The organism is Streptomyces sp. CB01373 (genome assembly GCF_002803075.1).
GTDB lineage: Bacteria > Actinomycetota > Actinomycetes > Streptomycetales > Streptomycetaceae > Streptomyces.
Window position 1 is genome coordinate 501,532 of the sequence record NZ_NNBK01000001.1, and the last position, 26,085, is coordinate 527,616.

7 protein-coding genes and 1 pseudogene are annotated in these 26,085 nt (G+C 74.0%); 4 read left to right on the forward strand and 4 right to left on the reverse strand.

The window, feature by feature from the left end:
* The first annotated feature begins 25 nt into the window (after positions 1–25).
* Both CG719_RS02100 and CG719_RS02105 read left to right on the forward strand, forming a co-directional pair.
* Positions 26–6,178: a type I polyketide synthase gene (locus tag CG719_RS02100; RefSeq protein ID WP_100566698.1), complete on the forward strand. Its 6,153-nt coding sequence runs from the start codon at positions 26–28 to the stop codon at positions 6,176–6,178.
* A gap of 153 nt (positions 6,179–6,331) precedes the next feature.
* Positions 6,332–7,525 (forward strand): cytochrome P450, encoded by a 1,194-nt coding sequence (locus CG719_RS02105; protein WP_100566699.1) that lies wholly within the window; start codon positions 6,332–6,334, stop codon positions 7,523–7,525.
* Positions 7,526–7,830: 305 nt separating this feature from the next.
* Here the strand turns inward: CG719_RS02105 and CG719_RS02115 are convergent, their stop codons facing one another.
* The 4 genes from CG719_RS02115 to CG719_RS02130 are packed head-to-tail and all read right to left on the reverse strand — an operon-like array spanning position 7,831 to position 11,748.
* The gene (locus tag CG719_RS02115) at positions 7,831–8,031 is read right to left on the reverse strand and encodes a ferredoxin (RefSeq protein ID WP_376491618.1); all 201 of its coding nucleotides are present in this window, start codon (positions 8,029–8,031) and stop codon (positions 7,831–7,833) included.
* Between the two features lie 52 nt (positions 8,032–8,083).
* A complete protein-coding gene (locus tag CG719_RS02120) occupies positions 8,084–9,283 on the reverse strand; it encodes a cytochrome P450 (protein WP_100566701.1) in 1,200 nt (399 codons plus the stop codon).
* Positions 9,283–10,341, reverse strand: a complete 1,059-nt coding sequence (locus tag CG719_RS02125) for a DegT/DnrJ/EryC1/StrS family aminotransferase (RefSeq protein ID WP_100566702.1) — start codon at positions 10,339–10,341, stop codon at positions 9,283–9,285. The genes CG719_RS02120 and CG719_RS02125 overlap by 1 nt, the downstream gene beginning before the upstream one ends.
* 15 nt (positions 10,342–10,356) lie before the next feature.
* Positions 10,357–11,748 carry a glycosyltransferase gene (locus CG719_RS02130; protein ID WP_100566703.1) on the reverse strand — a complete coding sequence of 464 codons (1,392 nt, stop codon included), beginning with the start codon at positions 11,746–11,748 and terminating at the stop codon, positions 10,357–10,359.
* A gap of 381 nt (positions 11,749–12,129) precedes the next feature.
* Between CG719_RS02130 and CG719_RS02135 the strand changes: the two are divergent.
* Together CG719_RS02135 and CG719_RS36105 are read left to right on the forward strand one after the other, a co-directional pair.
* Positions 12,130–16,197: pseudogene (locus tag CG719_RS02135) on the forward strand (type I polyketide synthase); the annotation flags it as partial.
* Between the two features lie 301 nt (positions 16,198–16,498).
* On the forward strand, positions 16,499–26,077 hold the full coding sequence (locus tag CG719_RS36105) for a type I polyketide synthase (protein ID WP_442802693.1): 9,579 nt from the start codon (positions 16,499–16,501) through the stop codon (positions 26,075–26,077).
* Positions 26,078–26,085 lie beyond the last annotated feature (8 nt).

Below are 26,085 nucleotides of genomic sequence, written 5' to 3' on the forward strand. Positions count from 1 at the left end.
AACATCTGAGGAAGGTTCACGGACGATGCCGGACGAAAGCAAGCTCGTCGATTACCTGAAGTGGGTCACGGCGGATCTCCACCAGACCCGCAGGCGCCTCCAGGAAGCCGAGTCGGGCCGCCACGAGCCCGTGGCGATCGTCGGCATGGCGTGCCGCTTCCCGGGAGGCGTGCGATCCCCGGAGGACCTCTGGGAGCTGCTGGCCGACGGCGGCGACGCCATCGGCGGGTTCCCGGCCGACCGCGGCTGGGACCTGGAGACGCTCGCCGGTGACGGAGAGGGCCGCAGCAGCACGCAGAAGGGAGGATTCCTGCACGACGTCGCCGACTTCGACCCCGGCTTCTTCGACATCTCGCCCCGCGAGGCGCTGGCCATGGACCCGCAGCAGCGGCTGCTCCTCGAAACCGCCTGGGAGGCCGTGGAGCGCGCCGGGATCGCCCCCGGCAGCCTGCGCGGCAGCCGCACCGGCGTCTTCGTCGGCACCAACTCGCAGGACTACGCCCACCTCGTCCTCGCCTCCGACGACGACATGGGCGGCTACGCGGGCAACGGCCTCGCCGCCAGCGTGATGTCCGGCCGGCTGTCCTTCGCGCTCGGCTTCGAAGGACCCGCCGTCACCCTCGACACCGCGTGCTCCTCGGCCCTGGTCGCCCTGCACCTGGCCGCCCAGTCCGTACGCTCCGGCGAGGCCGACCTCGCGCTGGCCGGCGGTGTCACCGTCATGACCACCTCGTCCAGTTTCGTCGGCTTCAGCCTCCAGGGCGGCCTCGCCGCGGACGGCCGCTGCAAGGCGTTCGCCGACTCCGCCGACGGCACCGGCTGGTCCGAGGGCGTCGGCATGATCCTCGTCGAGCGGCTCTCCGAGGCCCGGCGCAAGGGCCATCCGGTGCTCGCCGTGCTGCGCGGCTCCGCCGTGAACCAGGACGGTGCCTCCAACGGCCTCAGCGCCCCCAACGGGCCCGCCCAGCAGCGCGTCATCCGCGACGCGCTGGCCTCCGCCGGGCTCTCGCCCGCCGACGTCGACGCCGTCGAGGCGCACGGCACCGGCACCACCCTCGGCGACCCCATCGAGGCACAGGCCCTGCTCGCCACCTACGGCCAGGACCGTGACGCGAGCCGCCCGCTGCGCCTCGGCACGGTGAAGTCCAACATCGGCCACACCCAGGCCGCCGCCGGTGCCGCGGGCGTCATCAAGATGGTCCTGGCCCTGCGCCACGGGCTGCTGCCCCGCACCCTGCACGTCGACGCGCCCTCCACGCACGTCGACTGGGACGCCGGCCACGTCAGCCTGCTCACCGAGGCCACCCCCTGGCCCGAGGGCGAGCAGGTGCGCCGGGCCGGTGTGTCGTCCTTCGGCATCAGCGGTACCAACGCCCACGTCATCCTCGAAGAGGCCCCCGCGGCCGAGGAGGACAAGGACGCCGGGCAGCGGCCCGAGCCCGCGGTCCCGCGCGCCGTGCCGTGGCCCGTGTCGGCCCGTACCGCCGCCGCCCTCGACGCCCAGCTGGTACGGGTACGGCCGCTCGCCGCGTCCGGCGCCGACCCCGTCGCCGTCGGCCACGCGCTGGTTGCCACCCGCACCCCCTTCGAACACCGGGCGCTGCTCGTCGCCGCGGACGGCGGCCTCACCGAGGCCGCCCGCGGCACCGTCCCCTCCGGCGACGGCCCCGGCCTCGCCGTGCTGTTCTCCGGCCAGGGCGCCCAGCGTCTCGGCATGGGCCGTGAACTCCACGCCCGTTTCCCGGTGTTCGCCGCCGCCCTGGACGAGACCCTCGACCTCCTCGACGAGCGCCTCGGTCACTCGCTGCGCGACGTCATGTGGGGCGAGGACCCCGCGGCCCTCGACGACACCGGCCACACCCAGCCCGCCCTGTTCGCCGTCGAGGTCGCCCTCTACCGCCTGTTCGCCTCCTGGGGGGTGCGCCCCGACCACCTCGCCGGGCACTCCGTCGGTGAGATCGCCGCCGTGCACGTGGCCGGCGCGCTGTCCCTTCAGGACGCCTGCACGCTGGTCGCCGCCCGCGCCGGCCTCATGCGGGAGCTGCCGGCCGGCGGAGCCATGGTCGCGCTGCACGCCACGGAGGCCGAGGTGCGGCCGCTCCTTGACGAGCGGGTCTCGCTCGCCGCGGTCAACGGCCCCGAGTCCGTGGTGGTCTCCGGCGCCGAGGACGCCGTCCTCGCCGTCGCCGAGCACTTCCGTGAGCAGGGCCGGCGCACCACGCGGCTCTCCGTGAGCCACGCCTTCCACTCGCCGCTCGTCGACCCGATGCTCGACGCGTTCCGGGACGTCGTCGCCGATCTCACCTTCGGCGAGCCGTCGGTCCCCGTCGTCTCCACCCTCACCGGCGGCGTCGTCACCGCCGAGGAACTGGCCACGCCGCACTACTGGGTGTGCCACGCCCGGCAGGCCGTCCGCTTCGCCGACGCCATGCGCACCCTCGTCGACGAGGGCGCGCGGACCTTCCTCGAACTCGGCCCCGGCGGTGTGCTGTCCGCGCTCGTCGGCGAGAACACGCAGACCGCCGATATCGCCGCCGTCACCGACGTCACCGCCGTGCCCGCCCTGCGCAAGGACCAGCCGGAGGAGGCCGCCGCGCTCGGCGCGCTCGGCACCCTGTGGACCCGGGGCACCGGGGCCGACTGGGACGCCGTGTCCGAGGGCACCCTCCCCGCGCGTCCGGCCCCCGTGGACCTGCCGACGTACGCCTTCCAGCGCGACCGGTACTGGCCGAACGTGCGCGCCCGCTCCGGCGACCCCGCCGGCCTCGGCCTCGGCGCCGCCGCGCATCCGCTGCTCGGTGCCACCGTCGCCCTCGCCGACGCCGACGAGTCCGTCCTCACCGGACGCCTCTCGCCGCTGACCCACACCTGGCTCGCCGAGCACCGCGTCGACGGCCGGATCACCGTCCCCGGCACCGCCTTCGTCGAGATCGCGGTCCGCGCCGGCGACGAGAACGGCACCCCGCGCCTGGACCGCCTCGACCTGCTCGCCCCGCTCACCCTCGGCGACCGCGACGCGGTCCTGCTCCAGGTGCGCGTCGGCCCCGCGGACGCCTCCGGCCACCGGACGCTCTCCGTGCACGCCCGCCCGGCGACCGCGGACGACGCACCCTGGACCACGTACGCCCGTGGTGTCCTCGCCCCCGACGAGGGCGCCGAGTACGCCGAGTACACCGAGAACACAGCCACGGACCTCGTGGAGTGGCCGCCCGCCGACGCCCGCCACGTCCCGCTCGAGGAGCTGGAGTCCGACGGGCGCACCCTCGGTCCGCTGTTCAGCGGCCTGACCGGGGCGTGGCGGACCGAGGGCGAGGTGTTCGCCGAGGTCGAGCTGCCCGCAGGGCCCGACAGCGGCTTCGGACTGCACCCCGCGCTCCTGTCCACCGCCCTGCGCGCCGCCGCCGCCCTCGACGGCGCCGCGGTTCCCGAGCCGGCCGGCTTCGACGGGCTCACGCTGCACGCCACCGGCGCCACCGCGCTGCGCGTGCGGCTGAGCACCACCGGACCCGACACGGTCGCCCTCACCGCCGCCGACACCGCGGGCAACCTCGTCCTGACCGCCGACACCGTGCGCCTGGGCACCCCGGACGGCACCGCCGGGACCCCGGCCGCCACCGGCCAGGGCGACCTGTTCGCAGTCAAGTGGGCGCCCGTCAAGGCCTCCGCCCGCGCCACCGGCACCCGCTGGGCCGTCGTCGGCTCCGACGAACTCGACCTCGGCTACGCCATGCACCGCGCCGACGAGACCGTCACCGCCTACGCGGAGTCGCTGGGCGACGCCATCGGCGACAGCGGTGTCGCGCCCGACGTGTTCCTGATCCCGCTGGCGGGGGGCCTCCCGGGGGACAAGGACGCCGGAGCGGACGGCGTGCACGCCCTCACCGCCCGCGTCCTCGGCCACCTCCAGGAGTGGCTGTCCGAGCCGCGGCTCGCGGGCACCCGCCTCGTCTTCGTCACCCGCCGCGCCGTCGCCCTCGACGACGAGGACGTACTCGACCCGGCCGGCGCGGCCGTCTGGGGCCTGGTCCGCTCCGCGCAGACCGAGAACCCCGGGAGCCTGCTGCTCGTCGACCTCGACGACACGTTCCTCTCCGCCGGCGTGCTGCCCGACATCCTGACGCTCGACGAGCAGCAGCTCGCGGTCCGCAACTACGAGGTGCGCGCCGCCCGGCTCGCCCGGCTGCCGCGCACGGCCGACGACGCCCCCGCCGCCGACTGGAACCCGGACGGCACCGTCCTGATCACCGGCGGCACCGGCGGTCTCGGAGCCGCGCTCGCCCGTCACCTGGTCACCGCCCGGGGCGCCCGGCACCTGCTGCTGGCCGGCCGCCGCGGCCCGCAGGCACCCGGCGCGGCCGAACTGGTCGCCGAACTGACCGGCCTGGGAGCCCAGGTGACCGTCTCCGCCTGCGACGTCGGCGACCGCGACGCCGTCGACGCGCTCGTCGCGTCGGTCCCGGCCGAGCACCCGCTGACCGCCGTCGTGCACACCGCGGGTGTCCTGGACGACGCCCTGATCGGCTCGCTCACCCCGGAACGACTGGCCGGTGTGCTGCGTCCCAAGGCCGACGCGGCCCACCATCTGCACGAGGCGACCCTCGGCCAGGACCTCGCCGCGTTCGTGCTGTACTCGTCGATCTCCGGCGTCATCGGCGGCCCCGGCCAGGGCAACTACGCCGCCGCCAACGCCTCCCTCGACGCGCTCGCCCACCGGCGCAGGGCGGCCGGTCTGCCCGGCGTGTCCCTCGCCTGGGGCCCCTGGGGCCGCGGCAGCGGAATGACCAGCCAGGTCAGCGACACCGACCTGGGGCGGATGGACCGCGGCGGCACCCCGCCGCTGAGCGTCGAGGACGGCCTCGCCCTGTTCGATGCCGCCCTCGCCCGGTCCGAGCCGGTCGTCGTGCCCACCCGGGTCAACGTCGCCGGACTCCAGGTCCAGCAGACGCTGCCCGCCCTCTGGCGCGACCTGGTGCCGCGCACCCGGCGCGCCGCCGCCGCGGACCGCTCGCCCAGGACCGTGCTCGACGGGCTGCGCACGCTCGACCCCGCCGGCCGGGAGAAGCTGCTCACCGAACTGGTCGTCGGCTTCACCGCGGGCCTGCTCGGCCACGCCGACCCCTCCGCCGTCGACCCCGAGCGCGGTTTCCTGGAGCTGGGCTTCGACTCGCTGGTCTCGGTCAGCCTGCGCAACCAGCTCGGCGAGCTCCTCGGCCTTCGCCTGCCGACGTCGGTGGTCTTCGACAGCAAGACGCCGGTGAAGCTGGCCCGCCACCTCGACGAGGAGCTGGGCGACCTGTCCGCTTCCGGCCCGGCGTCCGCCGCCGCCGTCGCCGGCACCACGGTGCACCCCGACGACACGCTGGTCGGCCTGTTCCACAACGCGGTGCGCGACGGCAAGCTCGTCGAGGCGATGCGGATGCTGAAGGCGGTCGCCAACACCCGGCCCACCTTCGAGACGCCCGCGGACCTGGAGGAGCTGTCCGAGGGCGTCACCCTGGCCACCGGTCCCGGCTCCCCGCGCCTGATCTTCGTCAGCGCGCCCGGCGCCACCGGCGGTGTCCACCAGTACGCGCGCATCGCCGCCCATTTCCGCGGCAGGCGCCATGTGTCGGCGATACCGCTGATGGGCTTCGCCCCCGGCGAGCTGCTGCCCGCCGACAGTGACGCGGCGGCCCGGATCGTCGCCGAGAGCGTCCTGATGGCGAGCGACGGCGAGCCGTTCGTGATGGTCGGTCACTCCACCGGTGGCTCCCTGGCCTATCTCGCGGCCGGTGTCCTGGAGGACACCTGGGGCGTGAAGCCGGAGGCGGTCATCCTGCTCGACACGGCGTCCATCCGGTACGACCCCTCGGAAGGCAACAACCTCGACCAGACGACCCGCTTCTACCTGGCCGACATCGACTCGCCGTCCGTGACGCTCAACAGCGCCCGGATGTCCGCGATGGCGCACTGGTTCATGCTGATGACGGACATCGACGCGCCCGCCACGACCGCCCCCACCCTGCTCCTGCGCGCCGCGCAGGCCAGCAACGGCTTCATGCTCGACACCTCCGCGGTGCCGGCCGACGCCGTACGCGACATCGAGGCCGACCATCTGTCCCTGGCCATGGAGCACTCGGCGCTGACCGCCGAGGCCATCGAGAGCTGGCTCGCCGGACTTCCGGACGGCGACGCCTGATCCGGGCCCGGCCGGCGCACGGCAACCCGGCCGGGTCCTTGTCCCCCCACCACATCCGGGGCGCCGCCCTCCCACACGGCGCCGCCCCGGGTGCGACCGCGGACCCCGCAGTCGGGGACCCGCGCACACCCCCCACATAAGGAGAGCAGTCCCATGGGCAACCCCACACCGCCGCCCTGCTTAGACGACGGCGCCGCGCCCTCGGTGCTCCACCTCAGCCCGCTTCTGCGCGAGCTCCAGTTACGCGCTCCCGTCACGAGGATCACCACCCCGGCCGGCGACGAGGGCTGGCTGGTGACCCGGCACGCGGAGCTGAAGCAGTTGCTGCACGACGAGCGTCTGGCCCGCGCGCACGCCGACCCGGCCAACGCGCCCCGCTACGTCAAGAGTCCGCTGATGGACCTGCTCATCATGGGCGACGTCGATGCGGCCCGCGCCGCGCACACCGAGCTGCGCACCCTGCTCACCCCCCAGTTCTCCGCCCGCCGGGTGCTGAACATGACGCCCATGGTGGAGGCCGTCGCGGAGCAGCTCCTGACCGGCTTCGCCACCCAGGAGCGCCCCGCCGACCTGCGCAGCGACTTCTCGCTGCCGTACTCGCTGACCGTGCTGTGCGCCGTGATCGGCATCCCGGTGCAGGAGCAGGGCCGGCTGCTGGCGGTGCTGGCCGAGATGGCCACGCTGAACGACGCGGAGAGCGTCGCCAGGAGCCAGGCGGAGCTGTTCGGGCTGCTGGTCGGGCTGGCCGGCCGCAAGCGGGCCGAACCCGCGGACGACGTGATCTCCCGGCTGTGCCAGACGGTCCCGGAGGACGAGCGCATCGGCCCCATCGCCGCGAGCCTGCTCTTCGCCGGCCTCGACAGCGTCGCCACCCATGTCGACCTGGGCGTCGTGCTGTTCACGCAGTACCCGGACCAGTTACAGGCGGCACTCGCCGACGAGAAGCTGATGAAGAGCGCGGTCGAGGAGATCCTGCGGGCCGCGAAGGCCGGCGGCTCGGGTGCGGCGCTGCCGCGCTACGCCACCGACGACATCACCATCGGCGACGTCACCATGCGCACCGGCGACCTGGTGCTGCTCGACTTCACGCTGGTCAACTTCGACGAGGCGGTCTTCGACGAGCCGGAGGTCTTCGACATCCGCCGCGCGCCCAACGAGCACCTGACGTTCGGGCACGGCATCTGGCACTGCATCGGGGCCCCGCTGGCCCGGACGATGCTGAAGACCGCCTACACGCAACTGTTCACCCGGCTGCCCGGTCTGAGGCTGGCCCGCCCGGTGGAGGAGCTCCAGGTGACGTCGGGCCAGCTCAACGGCGGCCTCACCGAACTCCCCGTCACCTGGTGACACCCGGCCCCCCGAGACCGGCGGCGGCCCCCACTGCCTGACGAGTGGGGGCCGCCGCCTTTTCCGTACTCGGGCCGTAGTCGGACCGTACTCGGGCCGTACGAGAGGACCCAGGGCCTCTCGTTTGGATCATGCCGGGCTCGCGGGCCCTGGCACCGTGCCTCGCGGCGTTGTCGTCGGTTGGCAGGGCTCCGCCCTGCCGCCCTCCTCCGCCTTGCGATGCTCCCCCACTGCCTGAACGGCGTGGGAGGTGCCCCCAGCACCAGACCCCGCTCCCTGATCCGGCCTGATCCAAACGAAAGACCCTAGTCCTCCACGACCGTGATCGCCATCGAGGGGCAGACCACGGCGGCCTCGCGGACCGCGTCCAGCGTCTCCGGGTCCGACGGCTGTACGAGGACGGTCACCAGGCCGTCGTCGTCCTGGTCGAACACGTCCGACACGGCCAGCACGCACTGTCCGGCACCGACGCAGCGATCGGTGTCCACGTTGACGCGCACCATCATTCCTCCAGGGTCGTTCCACCGGGCCGGCCGCCGCAGCGGACCGGCCCGTCGCTCAGCTCCAGGTGACGGGCAGCTCGTGCAGACCGAACAGCACGCCGTCGTACTTCAGGGACAACTCCTCGACCGGCACGCCCAGTTCGAGGGTCGGGATGCGCTCGAACAGGGTGCGGTAGGCGATCTCCATCTCCATCCGCACCAGGTTCTGCCCGAGACACTGGTGGACGCCGTACCCGAACGCCACATGCGAGCGCGCGGAGCGCTCCGGGTCGAACTCGTCGGGCCTGTCGAAGACCGAACCGTCGTGGTTGGCCGCGGCGAGCAGCGGCACGATGCCCTCACCGGCCCGGATCAGCTGGCCGCCGATCTCCACGTCCTCCACCGCGACCCGGAAGGACACCAGGTCGGCGACCGAGTAGTAGCGCAGCATCTCCTCCACGATGCGGTCGTCGCCGATCCACTTCGGGTTGGTCAGCAGCTGGACGACGCCGAGGCCGATGTTGTTCGCCGTGGTCTCGTGCCCCGCGATGAGCAGGAGCATCGACACCCCGGACAGCTCCTGCCGGGACATGGTGCCGGCCTGGATCAGCCGGCTGATCAGGTCCTTGCCGGGGCGGCGGGTCTTGATCTGGATGAGCCGGGTCAGATAGCGCAGCAGCGCCTTGGAGGCCTCGTCGCGTTCCTCGTCGGTGGAGGAGAGGGTCACCAGGACCCTCGTCCTCGCCTCGAAGAAGTCCCGGTCCGCCTTGGGGACTCCGAGCAGGTCGGAGATGACCAGCGACGGCACGGACAGCGCGAAGTCCGCGATCAGGTCGGCCGAGTTGCCCGCGGCGAGCATCGCGTCGATCCGCTCGTCCACGATCTGCTGGATCGCCGGACGCAGCTCCCGCACCTTGCGCACGGTGAACTCCGGGATCAGCGTCTTGCGGAACCGGTCGTGCTCCGGGGGGTCCAGCGCCACGAACCAGCCCGGGATCTCCGACTGCGACGGTGCGCCGCCGGTGCGCCTGGCCCTCGGGAAGCCGGGGTGGGAGGGGTCCGCGCTGATCCGGGAGTCCGTCAGCACGGCCCGCACGTCCTGGTGCCGGGTCACCAGCCACAACGGGCCGCTGGCGGGCAGTTCGGAGCGGACCAGGCCCTCGCCCGCCCGGTAGTCGGCGTACTCCGGCGGCGGGAACGGACGTCCCGGCTGGCGCAGCGGGAAGGCGACCGGGCAGCCCGGAGCGTACGTCGTCGTCTCCGTGTCGGCCGTCATCACTTGGCTCCGTAGAAGTCGCGAATCCGGTCGGTGATGAACTCCTGGTCCTGCGCGGTCAGTCCGGTGTGCGTCGGCAGGTAGAACCCGTCCTCGCTGAGCCGGGAGGCGTTCAGCGACGGCCAGTCGGCGTCGTAGTAGCCCGGCTGACGGCTCATCGGCTTGAAGAACACCCGGGTCTCGATGCCCTGGTCGGCCAGGTACGCGCACAGCTCCTCGCGCCGCTCGGCCCGCAGGTCGTACATCCACAGCACGTCGCGGGCCGGCATCAGCGTGATGCCGGGAACGTCCCGCAGCGCCTCGTCGTAGCGCTTCTCGATGTCGCGGCGGGTCGCGAGGATGGTGTCGAGCTGCTCGGTCTGCGCGAGCGCCACCGCGGCCTGCATGTTCGTCATGCGGTAGTTGTAGGCCAGCTTCTTGTGCAGGAAGCTGTGGTCCTTGGTGAACGCCATCGCCCGCAGATGCGCCATCTGCTCGGCCAGATGGGCGTCCCTGGTCAGGCACACGCCGCCCTCGCCCGCCGTGATGATCTTGTTGGCGAAGAGGGAGAAGCAGGCGATGTCACCCACCGGCCGCACCCCGTGCGCCTCCGCCGAGTCCTCGACCACCCGCAGGTTGTACTCGTACGCCAGGTTCATGATGGCGTCCATGTCGCACTGCCGGCCGTAGATGTGCACCGGCATGATCACCTTCGTGCGCGAGGTGATCTTCTCCTCGATGCGGGAGACGTCGATGTTCAGGTCGTCGCCGCAGTCCACGAACACCGGGGTGGCCCCCGTGTAGGTGACCGCCCACGCGGAGGCGATCATCGTGAACTCCGGGACGATCACCTCGTCGCCGGGGCCGACGCCCAGCGCGCGCAGAGCCAGCGTCAGCGCGGTGGTGCCCGAGGAACAGGCGACACCGTGCGGCATGTCGTTGTAGGCGGCGAACGCCTCCTCGAACTGCCGGACGTAGGGGCCCTGCGACGAGATCCAGCCGCCGCCGACGGCCTCCGTCACATACTCGAGTTCGCGGCCCTTCAGCCACGGCATGGAGACCGGATACGTATAGGACATGCTTGACTTCCTCGGTCAGTCGTTTGCCAGGACGGGGAGGCCGAGCAGCAGGTCCGCGGCGGCGGTACGGCCACCCGCGTCCTTCAGCAACCCGGCGTAGTACTCGGCGCGTTCGGTGAAGGACGGCTCGTCGAGCACGCGGGTGATCTTGTCGAGGACGTCGTCCGTGTCCACGGTCTCGGGGTGGTCGACGGACAGGCTGACGCCGAAGTCCTGGCCGCGCACGGCCTGGTCGTCGCAGTCCACCCACAACGGCCGTACCACCAGCGGCTTTCCGAAGTACAGACCCTCGTGGTAGCCGTTGCCCCCGGCGTGCGTGAAGAACACCTTGACGTTCGGGTGCGCCAGCACGTCCAGTTGCGAGGGCACCCAGTTCTCGATCCGCAGGTTCGCGGGCAGCTCCCCGGCCGGGGGCAGCAGGTGCTGCTGCTCGCGCGGCAGCTTCCACAGCACCTGGTGGCCCTCGCCCTCGAGCCGGCGGGCCACCTCCACCAGCGAGGCGACCTGTTCCCGGGTGAGGCGGGTGATGGTGCCGAAGCCCATGAAGACCACGGACTTCTGCTCCGTCAGCCAGTCCGACAGCCCGTCGTCGTCCGGCGCCTGCGGCAGCGGCGGCACCAGCGTGCCCACCAGCCGCACCTTCTCGTGCATCGGGAACGGGTAGTCCAGCTCGGCCACCGAGTAGCACAGCACCTGCTCGGCGTGGTCGATGCGCGCCATCATCTGCCGCGCCTCGGGGGAGATGCCCAGCTCGCCGCGGATGCGGTTGTCCTTCTCGACGACCTCCCGTATCTCCTTCGTCATGAACATCCCGAGCGTGCGCACCCGGAACAGCTCGTTCTCCACCCGCTGGGCGATCGTCATGTTCCCGGGCAGGCCCGAGTGCGGCACCGGGAACCCGGACGGCGTGTACGACTTGGCGAACGGCACGTGCGAGGTCAGCACATTGCTCGGCAGGAACGGCACCCCGAGCACGAACGGGATCTTCTTGGTGATCGCCAGCTCGTACCCGAACTGGCACATGCTCTCGATCACCATCAGGGCGGGCTGGACCTCCTCGACGATCTTCTCCAGCGCCCGGTACTTCTCCACCCGGGTCTCGGGCGCGAAGGAGTGCCGGATGACCGCGCGGTGCGCCTTGAAGCGGGAGCGCTGCGTCACCTCGGCATAGGTGTCGTCGTCCCAGGTGACCGCCGACATCTGCGACACGGTGTCGCCGAGCGAGGCGAACCGCAGCGGACTGTCGACCGAGGACGACTCGATCTGGTCCCGCGCCTTCTCGTCCGTGGCGAACCACAGATCCTCCACACCGCGCCGGGACAATTCCTCGGCCAGTACGAGCAGCGGATTGAGAAGGCCGCTTTCGGCATAACTGACGAACAGGATCGGCCGCCTGTGCGCGCCCATGGACAACACCCTCCGGAAAGTGGCGGACCACGCGGGCCCGCACGCCTCGCGCCCACCCACCGAATGTCGCCGGATGATCGCATTCGCCGACGCCGCCGCCTGTCGCGCACGCCGTCAGCAGGACACCGCCGACCCCGCCGCGCGGCGCACCGTGCCGCGCGGGAGAAGCGTGCCGCTGACTTCTTCTCACGCCAGGGTCCGGGGAATCCCTAGTCTTCGCCCCGGAGCGGGGGTTTTTCGTGCCGTCGGGGCGCGGGCGGGCTCCGAACGGAGGGATTCCTTTAGGGAAAAGTACAGCCTTTGCGCCTCTACGATCCGGCAGGCAGAGGTGGCAGAGGTGTCCACAGGACCGACTTTTTCCGCAGGGGTGAGCGAGGCATGACCATCGGAGCCGACGAGGACCCGGTAGTGGTCGTCGGAATGGCCTGCCGCTTTCCGGGCGGCGTCGAAGGGCCCGAGGACCTGTGGGAGCTGGTCAGCGCCGGCCGCGACGCCACCGGGCCGTTCCCCGGCGACCGCGGCTGGGACCTGGCCGCCCTGACCGGCGACGGGCCCGGCCACAGCGTGACCCACCGGGGCGGATTCCTCGCCGCGGCCGCCGACTTCGACGCCGGCTTCTTCGGGATGTCGCCCCGTGAGGCCGTCTCCACCGACCCGCAGCAGCGGCTCGTCCTGGAGACCTCCTGGGAGGCCCTGGAACACGCCGGCATCGACCCGCAGACCCTGCGAGGCACCCGCACGGGCGTCTTCGTCGGCACGGGCGGCCAGGACTACGCGACCGTCACCAACGCCTCCTCCGAGGACCTCGCCGGACACGCCCTCACCGGCCTGTCGCCGAGCATCGCCTCCGGGCGGCTCGCCTACTTCCTCGGGCTCGAAGGACCCGCCGTCACCCTCGACACGGCGTCCTCCTCGTCCCTGGTCGCCCTCCACTACGCGCTGCGCTCGCTGCGGTCGGGGGAGTGCGCCACCGCCCTGGCCGGCGGCGTCACCGTGATGTCCACGCCGGTCGGGTTCGTCGCCTACACCCGGCAGGGCGGTCTCGCCGCCGACGGCCGCTGCAAGGTCTTCTCCGACGACGCCGACGGCACCACCTGGGCGGAGGGCGCCGGCATGGTCGTGCTGGAGCGCCTGTCCACCGCCCGCGCCGCCGGGCACCGGGTGCTCGCCGTGCTGCGCGGCTCCGCCGTCAACCAGGACGGCGCCTCCGACGGTCTCACCGCCCCCAGCGGACCGGCCCAGGAACGCGTCGTCCGCGAGGCCCTCGCCGACGCCGGGCTCTCTCCCGCCGACGTCGACCTCGTCGAGGCGCACGGCACCGGCACCCGGCTCGGCGACCCCGTCGAGGCCCGGTCCCTGATCGCCACCTACGGCCAGGACCGCGACGGCGGACAGCCGCTGCGCCTGGGCTCCCTGAAGTCGAACATCGGGCACGCACAGGCCGCCGCCGGCATCGGCGGACTCATCAAGGCCGTCCAGGCGATGCGCCACGGCCTGATGCCGCGCACCCTCAACGTCTCCGCCCCCACCCGGCACGTCGACTGGTCGGCCGGCGCCGTCGAACTCCTCATCGAGGCCCGGCCCTGGCCCGCGGCCGCCCGCCCGCGCCGGGCCGCGGTCTCCTCCTTCGGCATCAGCGGCACCAACGCCCACGTCATCGTGGAGGAAGCCCCGACGACCGAGCCGACGACCGGTGCCACCGGCGGCCACCGTGCGGCCTCCGCCCCCGCCGGGGAGCCCGCCGACACCTCCGCCGCCGAGCCCGCCCACCGCCGCGCGGCCCCCGCCGCCGCGTCCGTCGAGCGGCCGGCCACCCCGGCCGTCGAGTCCGCCGAGCGGCCCGCCGCCCCCGCCGCCGAACGACCCGCTTCCCCCGCCGGGGAGCCCGCCGCCACCTCCGCCGCCGTCGCCGCCGGGTCCGGCGTCCCCGCCGCCGAGCGCGCCGCTCAACTCGCCGCCCCCGCCGCCGTCGTGCCCTCGGCGGGCGCCGTGGTGTGGCCGGTGTCCGCGGCCTCTCCGCAGGCGCTCGACGCGCAGATCGAGCGGCTCACCTCCTTCGTCCGTGCCCACCCCGGGCTCGATCCGCTGGACGTCGGTCACTCGCTGGCCACCGGACGGGCCGCGCTACGGCACCGTGCGGTGCTGGCGCCGTCCGGTGACGGCGTCGTGGAGCGCGCCCGCGGTGAGGCCGCCCCCCGCACCACCGCCGTCCTGTTCTCGGGACAGGGCTCCCAGCGGCTCGGCATGGGCCGTGAACTCGCCGCCCGCTTCCCGGTGTTCGCCGAGGCCCTGGAGACCGTCCTGGCCGCCCTCGACCCCGAGCTGGAGCGCCCGGTGCGGTCGGTGATGTGGGGCGAGGACCCCGCCGAACTCGACCGCACCGGGTGGACCCAGCCCGCGCTGTTCGCCTTCGAGGTCGCCCTCCACCGGCTCGCCGAGTCCTTCGGGCTGCGCCCCGGCGCCGTCGGCGGCCACTCCGTCGGCGAGATCGCCGCCGCGCACGTCGCCGGGGTGTTCTCGCTGGAGGACGCCGCCCGCCTGGTCGCCGCCCGTGCCACCCTGATGCAGGCGCTGCCGTCCGGCGGCGCCATGTCCGCCGTCGAGGCGACCGAGGACGAGGTGCTGCCGCTGCTCGGCGGCGACGTCTCGCTCGCCGCCGTCAACGGCCCCACCGCGGTCGTCGTCTCCGGCGCCGAGGACGCCGTGCAGCGGGTCGCCGCCCACTTCGCCGGCCAGGGCCGCCGCACCAGCCGCCTCGCGGTCTCGCACGCCTTCCACTCGCCGCTGATGGAGCCGATGCTCGACGCCTTCCGGGACGTCGTCGCCGAGCTCACCTTCCACGAGCCGACCCTGCCGGTCGTCTCCAACCTCACCGGCGGACTGGCCGGCGCCGAGATCGCCACCCCCGACTACTGGGTGCGGCACGTGCGCGGCACCGTCCGCTTCGCCGACGGCGTGACCGCCCTGCGCGAGCACGGCACCGACCTGCTGGTCGAACTCGGGCCCGGCAGCGTCCTCACCGCCCTCGCCCGCGCCGTCCTCGGCCCGGACACCCCGGTCGAGGCCGTACCCACCCTGCGCAAGGACCAGCCGGAGGAGACGTCCCTCACCGCCGCGCTGGGCCGGCTCCACGTCCTCGGCGTGCCCGTCGACTGGTCCGCCCTCTACACCGGCACCGGCGCCCGCCGCACCGACCTGCCGACGTACGCCTTCCAGCGCGCCCGGCACTGGCCCGCCCCGGCCAGGCCCGGCGCCGCCGCCCCCGCGGGCGGCGGCCACCCGCTGCTCGGCCCGGCCGTCGAACTCGCCGACGGCGGCACGGTGTCGGGTGCGACGCTCTCCGTCGCCACCCACCCCTGGCTCGCCGACCACGCCGTCGCCGGACGCGTCCTGCTGCCCGCCGCGGTGCTCGTGGAACTCGCCGTCCGCGCGGGCGACGACACCGGCTGCGACGTCCTGCACGAACTCGCCCTGGTCGAGGCGCCCGTCCTGCGCGACGGCGACACCCTGAACCTCCAGGTCCGGGTCGGCCCCGCCGACGAGACCGGCCGGCGCACCGTCACCGTCCACTCCCGACCCGGCGGCACCACCACCGAGCCCTGGACCCTGCGGGCCGGCGGCTTCCTCGGCACCGAGCCCGGCACCGACGCCGCCCCCGACACCTCCTACGCGACCGTCTGGCCCCCGCCCGGCGCCGAACCCCTCGACCTCGACGACCACTACGAGCGGCTCGTCGACGACGGCCTCGACCTCGGCCCCGCCCTCCGCGGCCTGCGGGCCGCCTGGCGCCACGACGGCGCCGTCCTCGCCGAGGTGGAACTCCCGGCCGGCACCACCGACGACCCCGGCGCCTACGGAGTGCACCCCGCGCTCCTCGACGCCGCCCGGCACGCCGTCCTCACCACGACCGGCACCCTCCCCGTCGCCTGGCACGGAGTCCGGCTGCATGCCGTCGGCGCCACCGCCCTGCGGGTCCGGATACACACCGCCGACGACGGCACCCTGACCCTGACCGCCGCCGACGTCACCGGCGCCCCGGTGCTCACCGCCGACGCCGTCCTCGTACGGCAGCTCACCGAGCAGGAGCGCACCGCCCCCCGGCCGCCCACGCGCACCCGGATCCAGGACACCGCCGCGCCGCGCCGCACCCGGCCCGTCGCCGCGGCACCCGGCGCCGCCCCCGCCGAACCGGCCCCGGCGCCCGACACCTTCGCCACCGAACTGGCGGCCCTCGCCCCGGCCGAGCGCGAACGCCGGCTCGTCGGCCTGGTGCGCGCCCAGGCGGCAGCGGTCCTCGGCCACCCCGGACCGGACGCGGTCGGACCCCGCTCGGTCTTCAAGGAACTCGGCTTCGACTCGCTGGCCGGCGTGGAACTCGGCGACCGCCTCACCGCGCTGACCGGACTGCGGCTGCCGGCCACCCTCGTCTTCAACTTCCCCACCCCCGAACTCGCCGCCCGGCGCATCGGGGAACTCCTCGTCGCATCCGCCTCCCCGCCGCAGGGATCGTGCGACGACGAACTCACCAGGTTCGAGGCCGTCGTACGGACCCTGCCGGACGACGACCCCGACCGCCAGGCCGTCGCCGACCGCCTGGACGCACTCGCCGCCTCGCTCCGCCGGGACTCCGCCCCGCGGGAGAACTTCTCCGACGAGGACCTCGAATCGGTGTCGGTCGACAGGCTGCTCGACATCATCGATGAAGAGTTCGAAACCACATAGCGGATTTGCAGCTTTCGTTCGCGACCCGATGACGAGGACGGACCCGATGCCGGAACCCGAGCAGAACCAGCAGGAAAAAGTTGTCGACTACCTTCGCCGGGTCACCAACGATCTGCGGCGCGCCCGCCGCCGTATAGGCGAGTTGGAATCCCGCGACACCGAGCCCGTCGCGATCGTCGGAATGAGCTGCCGGCTGCCCGGCGGAGTGAGCTCGCCGGAATCCCTGTGGGACCTCGTGGAATCCGGCGGGGACGCCATTTCCGGTTTTCCCGCCGACCGCGGCTGGGACATCGAGGCGCTCACCGGAAAGGGAGAGGGAAGCAGCTCCACGCACGAGGGCGGATTCCTCTACGAGGCCACCGACTTCGACGCCGGTTTCTTCGGCATATCGCCGCGCGAGGCGACCGCCATGGACCCGCAGCAGCGCCTGCTGCTCGAAGTCTCCTGGGAGGCCCTGGAGCGGTCCGGCATCGCCCCCACCTCCCTGCGCGGCAGCTCGACCGGCGTGTTCGTGGGCTCCTACCACTGGGGCGCCCCCTCCGCCGACACCGCCGCCGAACTCCACGGCCACGCCCTGACCGGCACCGCCGCCAGCGTGCTGTCCGGCCGTCTCTCCTACGTCTACGGTCTCGAGGGCCCGGCGGTCACCGTCGACACCGCCTGCTCGTCCTCCCTGGTCGCCCTGCACATGGCGGCCCAGTCGCTGCGCCGCGGGGAGTCCTCGCTCGCCGTCGTCGGCGGCGTCACCATCCTCGCCGAGCCCTCCGTCTTCGTGGAGTTCAGCGCCCAGGGCGGCCTGGCCCCCGACGGCCGCTGCAAGGCGTTCTCCGACGAGGCCGACGGCACCGGCTGGGGCGAGGGCGTCGGCGTCCTCGTCGTCGAGCGGCTCTCCGACGCCGTCCGCAACGGCCACCCCGTGCTCGCCGTGCTGCGCGGCTCCGCCGTCAACCAGGACGGCGCCTCCAACGGCCTGACCGCCCCCAACGGCCGCGCCCAGGAACAGGTCATCCGCCAGGCCCTGAGCAACTCCGGCCTCACCGGTGCCGACGTCGACGTCGTCGAGGCGCACGGCACCGGCACCCGGCTGGGCGACCCCATCGAGGCAGGGGCCCTGCTCGCCACCTACGGCCAGGAGCACGACCCCGAACAGCCCCTGTGGCTGGGCTCCCTGAAGTCCAACATCGGCCACACCCAGGCCGCCGCGGGCGTCGCCGGCGTCATCAAGATGGTCATGGCGCTGCGCCACGGCGTACTGCCCGCGACCCTGCACGCCGCGTCGCCCTCCACGCACGTCGACTGGGAGTCGGGCCACGTCCGCCTCCTGGACGAGACCGCCGCCTGGCCGGAGACCGGCCGTCCGCGCCGGGCCGCGGTGTCCTCGTTCGGCATCAGCGGAACCAACGCCCACGCCGTCCTCGAACAGGCCCCCGTGCCCGCCGAGGACGCCGAGGCCGAGGAAGCCCCGCGGCAGCCCGCCGTCGTGCCGGCTGCCCTGCCGTGGCTGCTCTCCGCCCACTCCGGGCAGGCGCTCCGCGACCAGGCCGCCGCCCTCGTCACCCGCCTCGACGCCGACACCGAGCCGCGCCCCCAGGACGTCGGCCACAGCCTGCTCACCTCCCGGGCCCTGCTGGAGCGCCGGGCCGTCGTCGTCGCGTCCGGCCGGGACGACCTGCTCACCGGCAGCCGCGCGCTGGCCGAGGGCCAGTCCTGGAGCGGACTCGTCGAGGGCGCCGCCGACGTCGACGGCCGTACCGTCTTCGTGTTCCCCGGTCAGGGCTCGCAGTGGGTGGGCATGGGTGCCCAACTTCTGGACGAGTCGCCGGTGTTCGCGGAGCGGATCGCCGAGTGTGCGGACGCGCTCGCCGAGTTCACCGACTGGAACCTCGTCGACGTCCTGCGGGGCGTGGAGGGTGCTCCGACGCTTGAGCGCGTCGATGTGGTCCAGCCCGCGTCGTTCGCGGTGATGGTGTCGCTGGCCGCGGTGTGGCGTGCGCAGGGTGTGGAGCCGGACGCGGTGGTGGGTCACTCGCAGGGTGAGATCGCCGCTGCCGTGGTGTCCGGTGCGCTGTCGTTGCGTGACGGTGCGCGGGTGGTGGCGCTGCGCAGCCAGGCCATCGGGCGCAGCCTCGCCGGCCGGGGCGGGATGATGTCGGTGGCGCTGCCCGTCGCGGACGTGGAGGCCCGTCTCGAGGCGTTCGGCGGGCGGGTGTCCGTCGCCGCCGAGAACGGACCCCGCTCCTGCGTGGTCTCCGGCGAACCCGGCGCCCTGGACGAGCTGTCCGACCTGCTCACCGCCGAGGACGTGCGCGTGCGCCGCGTCCCCGTGGACTACGCCTCGCACTCCCACCACGTCGAGGACCTGCACGACGAGATCCTTCAGCTGCTGGCCGAGGTCGAGCCGTCCGCGCCGCGGATCCCGCTGTTCTCCACGGTCACCGGCGACTGGCTCGACGCCACCGCCATGGACGCCGGCTACTGGTACCGCAGCCTGCGCGGACGGGTCCTGTTCGCGGACGCCGTGCGCGGCCTGATCGCCGCCGAGCACCGCGCCTTCATCGAGGTCAGCTCCCACCCGGTGCTGTCGATGTCCGTCCAGGACATGCTCGACGACGCCCAAGTGGCGGGCGTGGCCTCCGGCACCCTGCGCCGCGACAACGGCGGCCTGGACCGCTTCCTGCTGTCCGCGGCCCAGGTGTTCGTCCGCGGCGTCCACGTCGACTGGGCCCCGCTGTTCGAGGGCACCGGCGCGACCCGCGTCGACCTGCCCACGTACGCCTTCCAGCACGAGCGGTACTGGATCAGCCGTGCCGTCGTGGACCGTTCGGCCACCGCGCCGATGGACGCCGAGTTCTGGGCGGCCGTCGAGCAGGCGGACGTCTCCGCCCTCACCGAGGCGCTCGGCACGGACGAGGAGTCCGTCGCCGCGATCCTCCCCGGCCTCGCCTCCTGGCGCCGCACCCGCGGCGAGCGCTCCACCGTCGACTCCTGGCGCTACCGGGTCACCTGGGAGCCGCTGGCCCAGATCCCCCGCGCCACCCTCGACGGCACCTGGCTGCTGGTGTCCGCCGACGGCGTCGACGACACCGACGTCGCCGAGGCGCTGGAGACGGGCGGCGCCCAGGTGCGCCGCCTCGTCCTCGACGAGACCTGCACCGACCCCGCCGTACTGCGCGAGCGCCTCACGGACACGGACGGCCTGACCGGCATCGTCTCCGTACTCGCCGGCGCCGAACAGGACTCCGTCCGCCACCCCGGACTGACCCTCGGGCTCGCGCTGTCCGTGTCGCTGGCACAGGCCCTCGGCGAGGCGGACGTCCCCGCCCCGCTGTGGTTCCTGACCCGAGGCGCCTTCTCCACCGGCCCGTCCGACACCGTCACCCGGCCGCTGCAGAGCCAGGTCGCCGGTCTCGGCTGGACCGTCGCCGTCGAGCACCCCCGCCGCTGGGGCGGCGTCGTCGACCTGCCCGAGACGCTCGACGCCCGTGCCGCCCAGCGGCTCGTCGCCGCCCTCGCCGGGGCGCTCGGAGACGACGACCAGCTCGCCGTCCGTCCCGCCGGCGTGCTCGCCCGCCGCATCGTCCGTGCGAGCGGCGACACCCGTCGCAAGGCCCGCTCCTGGAAGCCGCGCGGCACCACCCTGGTCACCGGCGGATCCGGCACCCTCGCCCCCGGACTCGCCCGCCACCTGTCCGCCAACGGCGCCGAGCACCTCGTGCTGCTCAGCCGCCGCGGCGCGGACGCCCCCGGCGCGGCCGAACTCGCCGCCGAACTCGAAGCGGCGGGCACCGAGACGCAGTTCGTGACCTGCGACATCACCGACCGCGACGCGGTCGCCGCCCTCCTGGACGGACTGAAGGCCGAGGGCCGCACCGTCCGCACGGTCGTGCACACCGCCGCCGTCATCGAGCTGTCCGCCCTCGCCGACACCACCGTCGACGCGTTCGCCGAGGTCGTGCACGCCAAGGTCACCGGCGCCCGGATCCTCGACGAACTCCTCGACGACGAGGAGCTGGACGACTTCGTCCTGTACTCCTCCACCGCCGGCATGTGGGGCAGCGGCGTGCACGCCGCGTACGTCGCGGGCAACGCCTACCTGTCCGCGCTCGCCGAACAGCGCCGCGCCCGCGGCGCCCGCGCCACCTCCGTCCACTGGGGCAAGTGGCCGGACGACCTCGAACGCGAGCTGGCCGACCCGCACCAGATCCGCCGCAGCGGCCTGGAGTACCTCGACCCCGAGCTGGCGCTGACCGCCCTCCAGCGCGTCATGGAGGACGACGAGACCGTCATCGGCCTCATGGACATCGACTGGGGCACGTACTTCGACGTCTTCACCGCGGGACGCCCCTCGCACCTGTTCGACCGGATCCCCGAGGTCGCGCGGCTGCTGGCCGACCGGGCCGCGCCCGCCGTCACGGCCACCGCGAGCAGCGGCCTGGCCGCCCGCCTGCAGGGCGTGTCCGCCGCCGAGCAGGACCGGGTCGTGCTCGCCCTGGTCCGCGAGGAGACCGCCGCCGTCCTCGGCCACGCCTCCGCCGACACCGTCCCGGAGCGCCGCGCCTTCCGCGACATCGGCTTCGACTCGGTGACCGCCGTCGACCTGCGCAACCGCCTCGTCGCCGCGTCCGGGCTCACCCTGCCGTCCACCATGGTCTTCGACCACCCGAACGCGGTCGCGCTCGCCGCGTTCCTCAAGGCCACCGCGCTCGGCACCACCGGCACGGCCGGCGACCGGCCCGCCGCCGCGGTCACCGCCGGCGACGACGACCCGATCGCCATCGTCGGCATGAGCTGCCGCTTCCCCGGCGGCGCGAACACCCCGGAGGAGCTGCTGCGGCTCGCCCTCGACGGCGCCGACGTCATCTCCGAGTTCCCCGCCGAACGCGGCTGGGACGCCCACGGCCTGTACGACCCGGACCCCGACCGGCAGGGCCGCACCTACTCCGTGCACGGCGGGTTCCTGCACGAGGCGGCCGGCTTCGACCCCGGGTTCTTCGGCATCTCGCCCCGCGAGGCGCTCGCCATGGACCCGCAGCAGCGGCTGCTCCTGGAGACCTCCTGGGAGGCCCTGGAGCGGGCCGGCATCGACCCCGAGTCGCTGCGCTCCACCGCCACCGGCGCCTTCTTCGGCGCCAGCTACCAGGACTACTCCAGCAGCGTCCAGAACGGCACCGAGGGCACCGAGGTGCACATGATGACCGGCACCGCGGCCAGCGTGCTGTCCGGCCGTGTCTCCTACCTGCTCGGCCTGGAGGGCCCGGCGGTCACCGTCGACACCGCCTGCTCCTCCTCCCTGGTCGCGATGCACCTGGCCTGCCAGTCCCTGCGCAGCGGCGAGAGCAGCCTCGCCCTGGCCGGCGGCGCCGCCATCATGGCCACCCCGCACGCGTTCGTCGGCTTCAGCCGGCAGCGGGCGCTGGCCATGAACGGCCGCTGCAAGCCGTTCGCCGAGGCCGCCGACGGCATGACCCTCGCCGAGGGCGTCGGCGTCGTCCTGCTGGAGAAGCTCTCCGACGCCCGCCGCAACGGCCACGAGGTCCTCGCCGTCATCCGCGGCTCCGCCATCAACCAGGACGGCGCCTCCAACGGCCTCACCGCTCCCAACGGCGTCTCCCAGCAGCGTGTCATCCGCCAGGCCCTCGCCAACGCCGGACTCGGCGCCGCCGACGTCGACGTGGTCGAGGCGCACGGCACCGGCACCAAGCTCGGCGACCCCATCGAGGCCGGCGCCCTGCTCGCCACCTACGGCCAGGGCCGCGACGGCGGACAGCCGCTGCTGCTCGGCTCGGTGAAGTCCAACATCGGCCACACCCAGGCCGCCGCGGGCGCCGCCGGCGTCATCAAGATGGTGATGGCCATGCGGGCGGGCGAACTGCCCGGCACCCTGCACATCGACGAGCCCTCCAGCCACGTCGACTGGACCTCGGGCGCCGTCACCCTGCTGCGCGAGCGCACCGCCTGGCCGGCCGCCGAGGACCGCCCCCGCCGGGCCGGTGTCTCCTCCTTCGGCATCAGCGGCACCAACGCCCACCTCCTCCTGGAGCAGGCGCCGCCCGCCGAGGAGCCCGCCGCACAGCCCGTCGAGGAGCCCGCCGGGGACGCTCCGCTCGTCCCGTGGCTGCTGTCCGCCAAGTCCGCGCAGGCACTGCGCGAGCAGGCGTCCCGGCTGCTGACCGCGACGGCCGGCGCCACCGCCGCGCCCGCCCGCGTCGGACACGCCCTGGCCACCACCCGGTCCACCTTCGACCACCGCGCCGTCGTCCTCGGCAGCCGGCCCGAGGACTTCGCCCGCGGCCTGGAGGCCGTGCTGTCCTCCGCGTCCGCCCCCGGCGTCGTCGCCGGCACCGCGGGACCGGACTCCGCCGGACCCGTCTTCGTCTACCCGGGCCAGGGCTCCCAGTGGTGGGGCATGGGCCGCGAACTCCTCGCCACCTCCGAGGTGTTCCGCACCGCAGTCGACGACTGCGCCGCCGCGCTCGCCCCGTACACCGACTGGTCCCTGCACGAGGTGCTGGCCGGCGAGGGCGACCCGGAGCTGCTTGAGCGCGTGGACGTGGTCCAGCCCGCCCTGTTCTCGATGATGGTCGCCCTCACCGCGCTGTGGCGGGCGCACGGCGTCGAACCGGCCGCCGTCGTCGGCCACTCGCAGGGCGAGATCGCCGCCGCCTGCGTCGCCGGGGCGCTCAGCCTGGAGGACGCCGCCCTCGTGGTGGCGCTGCGCAGCCAGGCCCTGCCCCAGCTGTCCGGGCTCGGCGGCATGATGTCCGTCTCCGCGCCCGCCGAACGCGTCACCGAACTCCTCCGGCCCTGGGGCGAGGCACTGTCCATCGCCGCCGTCAACGGCCCCTCCTCGGTGATCGTCTCCGGCGACGCCGACGCCCTCGACGAACTCCTCGAAACCTGCCGCGAGCAGAACGTACGGGCCCGCAAGGTGTCCGTGGACTACGCCTCGCACGGCCGGCACGTCGAGGCCGTGCGCGACGAACTCGCCCGCGTCCTCGCCCCCGTCAGCCCCCGCACCCCCGAGGTGCCGTTCTACTCGACCGTCACCGGCGCCCGGCTCGACGAGGCGGCCTTCGACGGCTCCTACTGGTACACCAACCTGCGCCAGACGGTGCTGATGGAGGACGCCACCCGCGCCCTCGTCGCCGCCGGACACCGCGTGTTCGTGGAGATCAGCCCGCACCCGGTGCTGGCCGCCCCGATCCAGGAGACGCAGGAGAGCCTCGCCAGCGACGCGGCGGAGCCGGCCGAGACCTCCGCCGTCCTCGGCACGCTGCGCCGCGACGACGGCGACCGCCGCCGCTTCCTCACCTCGCTCGCCGAGGCGCACACCCACGGCATCGCCGTCGACTGGACCACTGTCTTCGACCGCCCCGCGTACGCGCCGGTCGACCTGCCCACCTACCCCTTCCAGCGGCAGGACTTCTGGCCCGAGCCGAAGGCCGCCGCCGCGGGCACCGCCGACGCCTCCGACGCCGCGTTCTGGGAACTGGTCGAGAACCAGGACCTCGCCGCGCTCGCCGGTGAACTCGGCATCCCCGCCGACGACGGCGCCTCCCGGCTCGGCGACGTGCTGCCCGCGCTGTCCGCCTGGCGCACCCGCTCCCTCACCCGCTCCCGTGTGGACGCCCTGCGCTACCACGTCGAGTGGAACCGCGTCGCCGAACCCGGCACCTCCCGGCCCGCCGGCCGGCTCCTCGCGGTGATCTCGCCGGACCACGCGGGCGCCCCCTGGGTCGCCGCCGTCCTCGACGCGCTCGGCCCGGACACCGTCCGGTTCGAGGCCAAGGGCACCGACCGGGCCGCCTGGGCCGCGCAGCTCACCCAGCTCCGCGAGGACGAGGGGGAGTTCCACGCCGTGGTCTCCCTGCTCGCCGCAGCCGAAGCACTCCACACCGACTTCGGATCCGTGCCGCTCGGCCTCGCCCAGACCCTCGCCCTCGTCCAGGCCCTCGGCGACGCGGAGCTCACCGCGCCCCTGTGGTGCCTGACCCGGGGCGGTGTCGCCGCCGGCCGCGGCGACGTCCTCAGCAGCCCCGTGCAGGGCGCGCTGTGGGGCCTCGGCCGCGTCATCGGCCTCGAACACCCCGACCGGTGGGGCGGTCTCGTCGACCTGCCGGAGACGGTCGACTCCCGGGCCGCCGCCCGGCTCACCGGACTGCTCGCCGACGCGGGCGGCGAGGACCAGCTCGCGATCCGCGGGTCGGGCGTGCTCGCCCGCCGCCTCGCCCACGCCGCCCCGGCCGTCCCCGGCTCCGGGAAGCGTCCGCCGGTCCGCGGCTCCGTCCTCGTCACCGGCGGCACCGGCGGCATCGGCGGCCGGGTCGCCCGCCGCCTCGCCGAGCAGGGCGCCGAACACCTGGTGCTGACCAGCCGGCGCGGCGCCGACGCCCCTGGTGCGGCCGAACTCCGTGCCGAACTGGAGCAGTTGGGCGTCCGGGTGACCATCGCCGCGTGCGACGCCGCCGACCGGGACGCGCTCGCCGCGCTCCTGGCGGCCCTGCCCGAGGACGCGCCGCTCACCGCCGTCTTCCACTCCGCCGGTGTCGCCCACGGCGACGCCCCGGTCGCGGACCTGACCATCGACCAGCTCGACGCGCTGATGCGCGCCAAGCTGACCGCCGCCGGGCACCTGCACGAGCTGACCGCCGGCCTCGACCTGGACGCGTTCGTCATGTTCTCGTCCGGTGCTGCGGTCTGGGGCAGCGGCGGCCAGCCCGGCTACGCCGCCGCCAACGCCTACCTCGACGCCCTCGCCGAGCACCGCAGGTCCCTCGGCCTGACCGCGGCGTCGGTGGCGTGGGGCACCTGGGGCGAGGTCGGCATGGCGACCGACCCCGAGGTCCACGACCGGCTCGTCCGCCAGGGCGTCCTGGCCATGGAGCCGGAACACGCGCTGGGCGCGCTCGACCAGATGCTTCAGGACGACGACACCGCGCTCGCCGTCACCCTGATGGACTGGGAGCTGTTCGCGCCCGCCTTCACCGCGAACCGCCCCAGCGCCCTGCTGAGCACCGTCCCGGAAGCCGTGTCGGCCCTCACCGACGAGGCCCCCGCCGCCGACGGCTCCGGCGCGGCCGTGCCGCCGCTGCGCGCCCGCCTGGACGGGCTGCCCACCGCCGAACGCGCCCGTGCCCTCGTCGAAGCCGTCCGTGCCGAGGCGTCCGCGACCCTCGGCCACGACAGCCCCGACGCGGTGCCCGCCTCGCGAGCCTTCCGCGATGTCGGCTTCGACTCCGTCACCGCGGTCGAGCTGCGCAACCGGCTCCGCTCCGCCCTCGGGCTGCCGCTGCCGGCCGCCCTCGTCTTCGACTACCCGAATCCCACGGCCCTCGCCCAGCACATCGGTTCGCTGCTCTACGGCACCGCACCCGATGACGCGGACACCGGCCGCGCGGACGACCCCGACGCCCGCATCCGTGAGGCCCTCGCCACCGTCCCGATCGGACGGCTGCGCAAGGCGGGCCTCCTCGACATGGTGCTGAAACTCGCCGAGTCCGACGACGTTGAGGACAGCGCCCCCGCCGACGACGACACGGCGGACTCCCTCGACGACATGGACGCCGAAGAGCTGCTGCGGCTGGCCGCCCAGAACTCGGCGAACTGAAAGAGAGC

Coding starts and splice junctions, on each gene's coding strand:
- CG719_RS02105 (WP_100566699.1), top strand. CDS start 6,332: ATGGGCAACCCCACACCGCCGCCCTGCTTAGACGACGGCGCCGCGCCC.
- CG719_RS36105 (WP_442802693.1), top strand. CDS start 16,499: ATGACGAGGACGGACCCGATGCCGGAACCCGAGCAGAACCAGCAGGAA.
- CG719_RS02100 (WP_100566698.1), top strand. CDS start 26: ATGCCGGACGAAAGCAAGCTCGTCGATTACCTGAAGTGGGTCACGGCG.
- CG719_RS02130 (WP_100566703.1), bottom strand. CDS start 11,748: ATGGGCGCGCACAGGCGGCCGATCCTGTTCGTCAGTTATGCCGAAAGC.
- CG719_RS02120 (WP_100566701.1), bottom strand. CDS start 9,283: ATGACGGCCGACACGGAGACGACGACGTACGCTCCGGGCTGCCCGGTC.
- CG719_RS02115 (WP_376491618.1), bottom strand. CDS start 8,031: ATGATGGTGCGCGTCAACGTGGACACCGATCGCTGCGTCGGTGCCGGA.
- CG719_RS02125 (WP_100566702.1), bottom strand. CDS start 10,341: ATGTCCTATACGTATCCGGTCTCCATGCCGTGGCTGAAGGGCCGCGAA.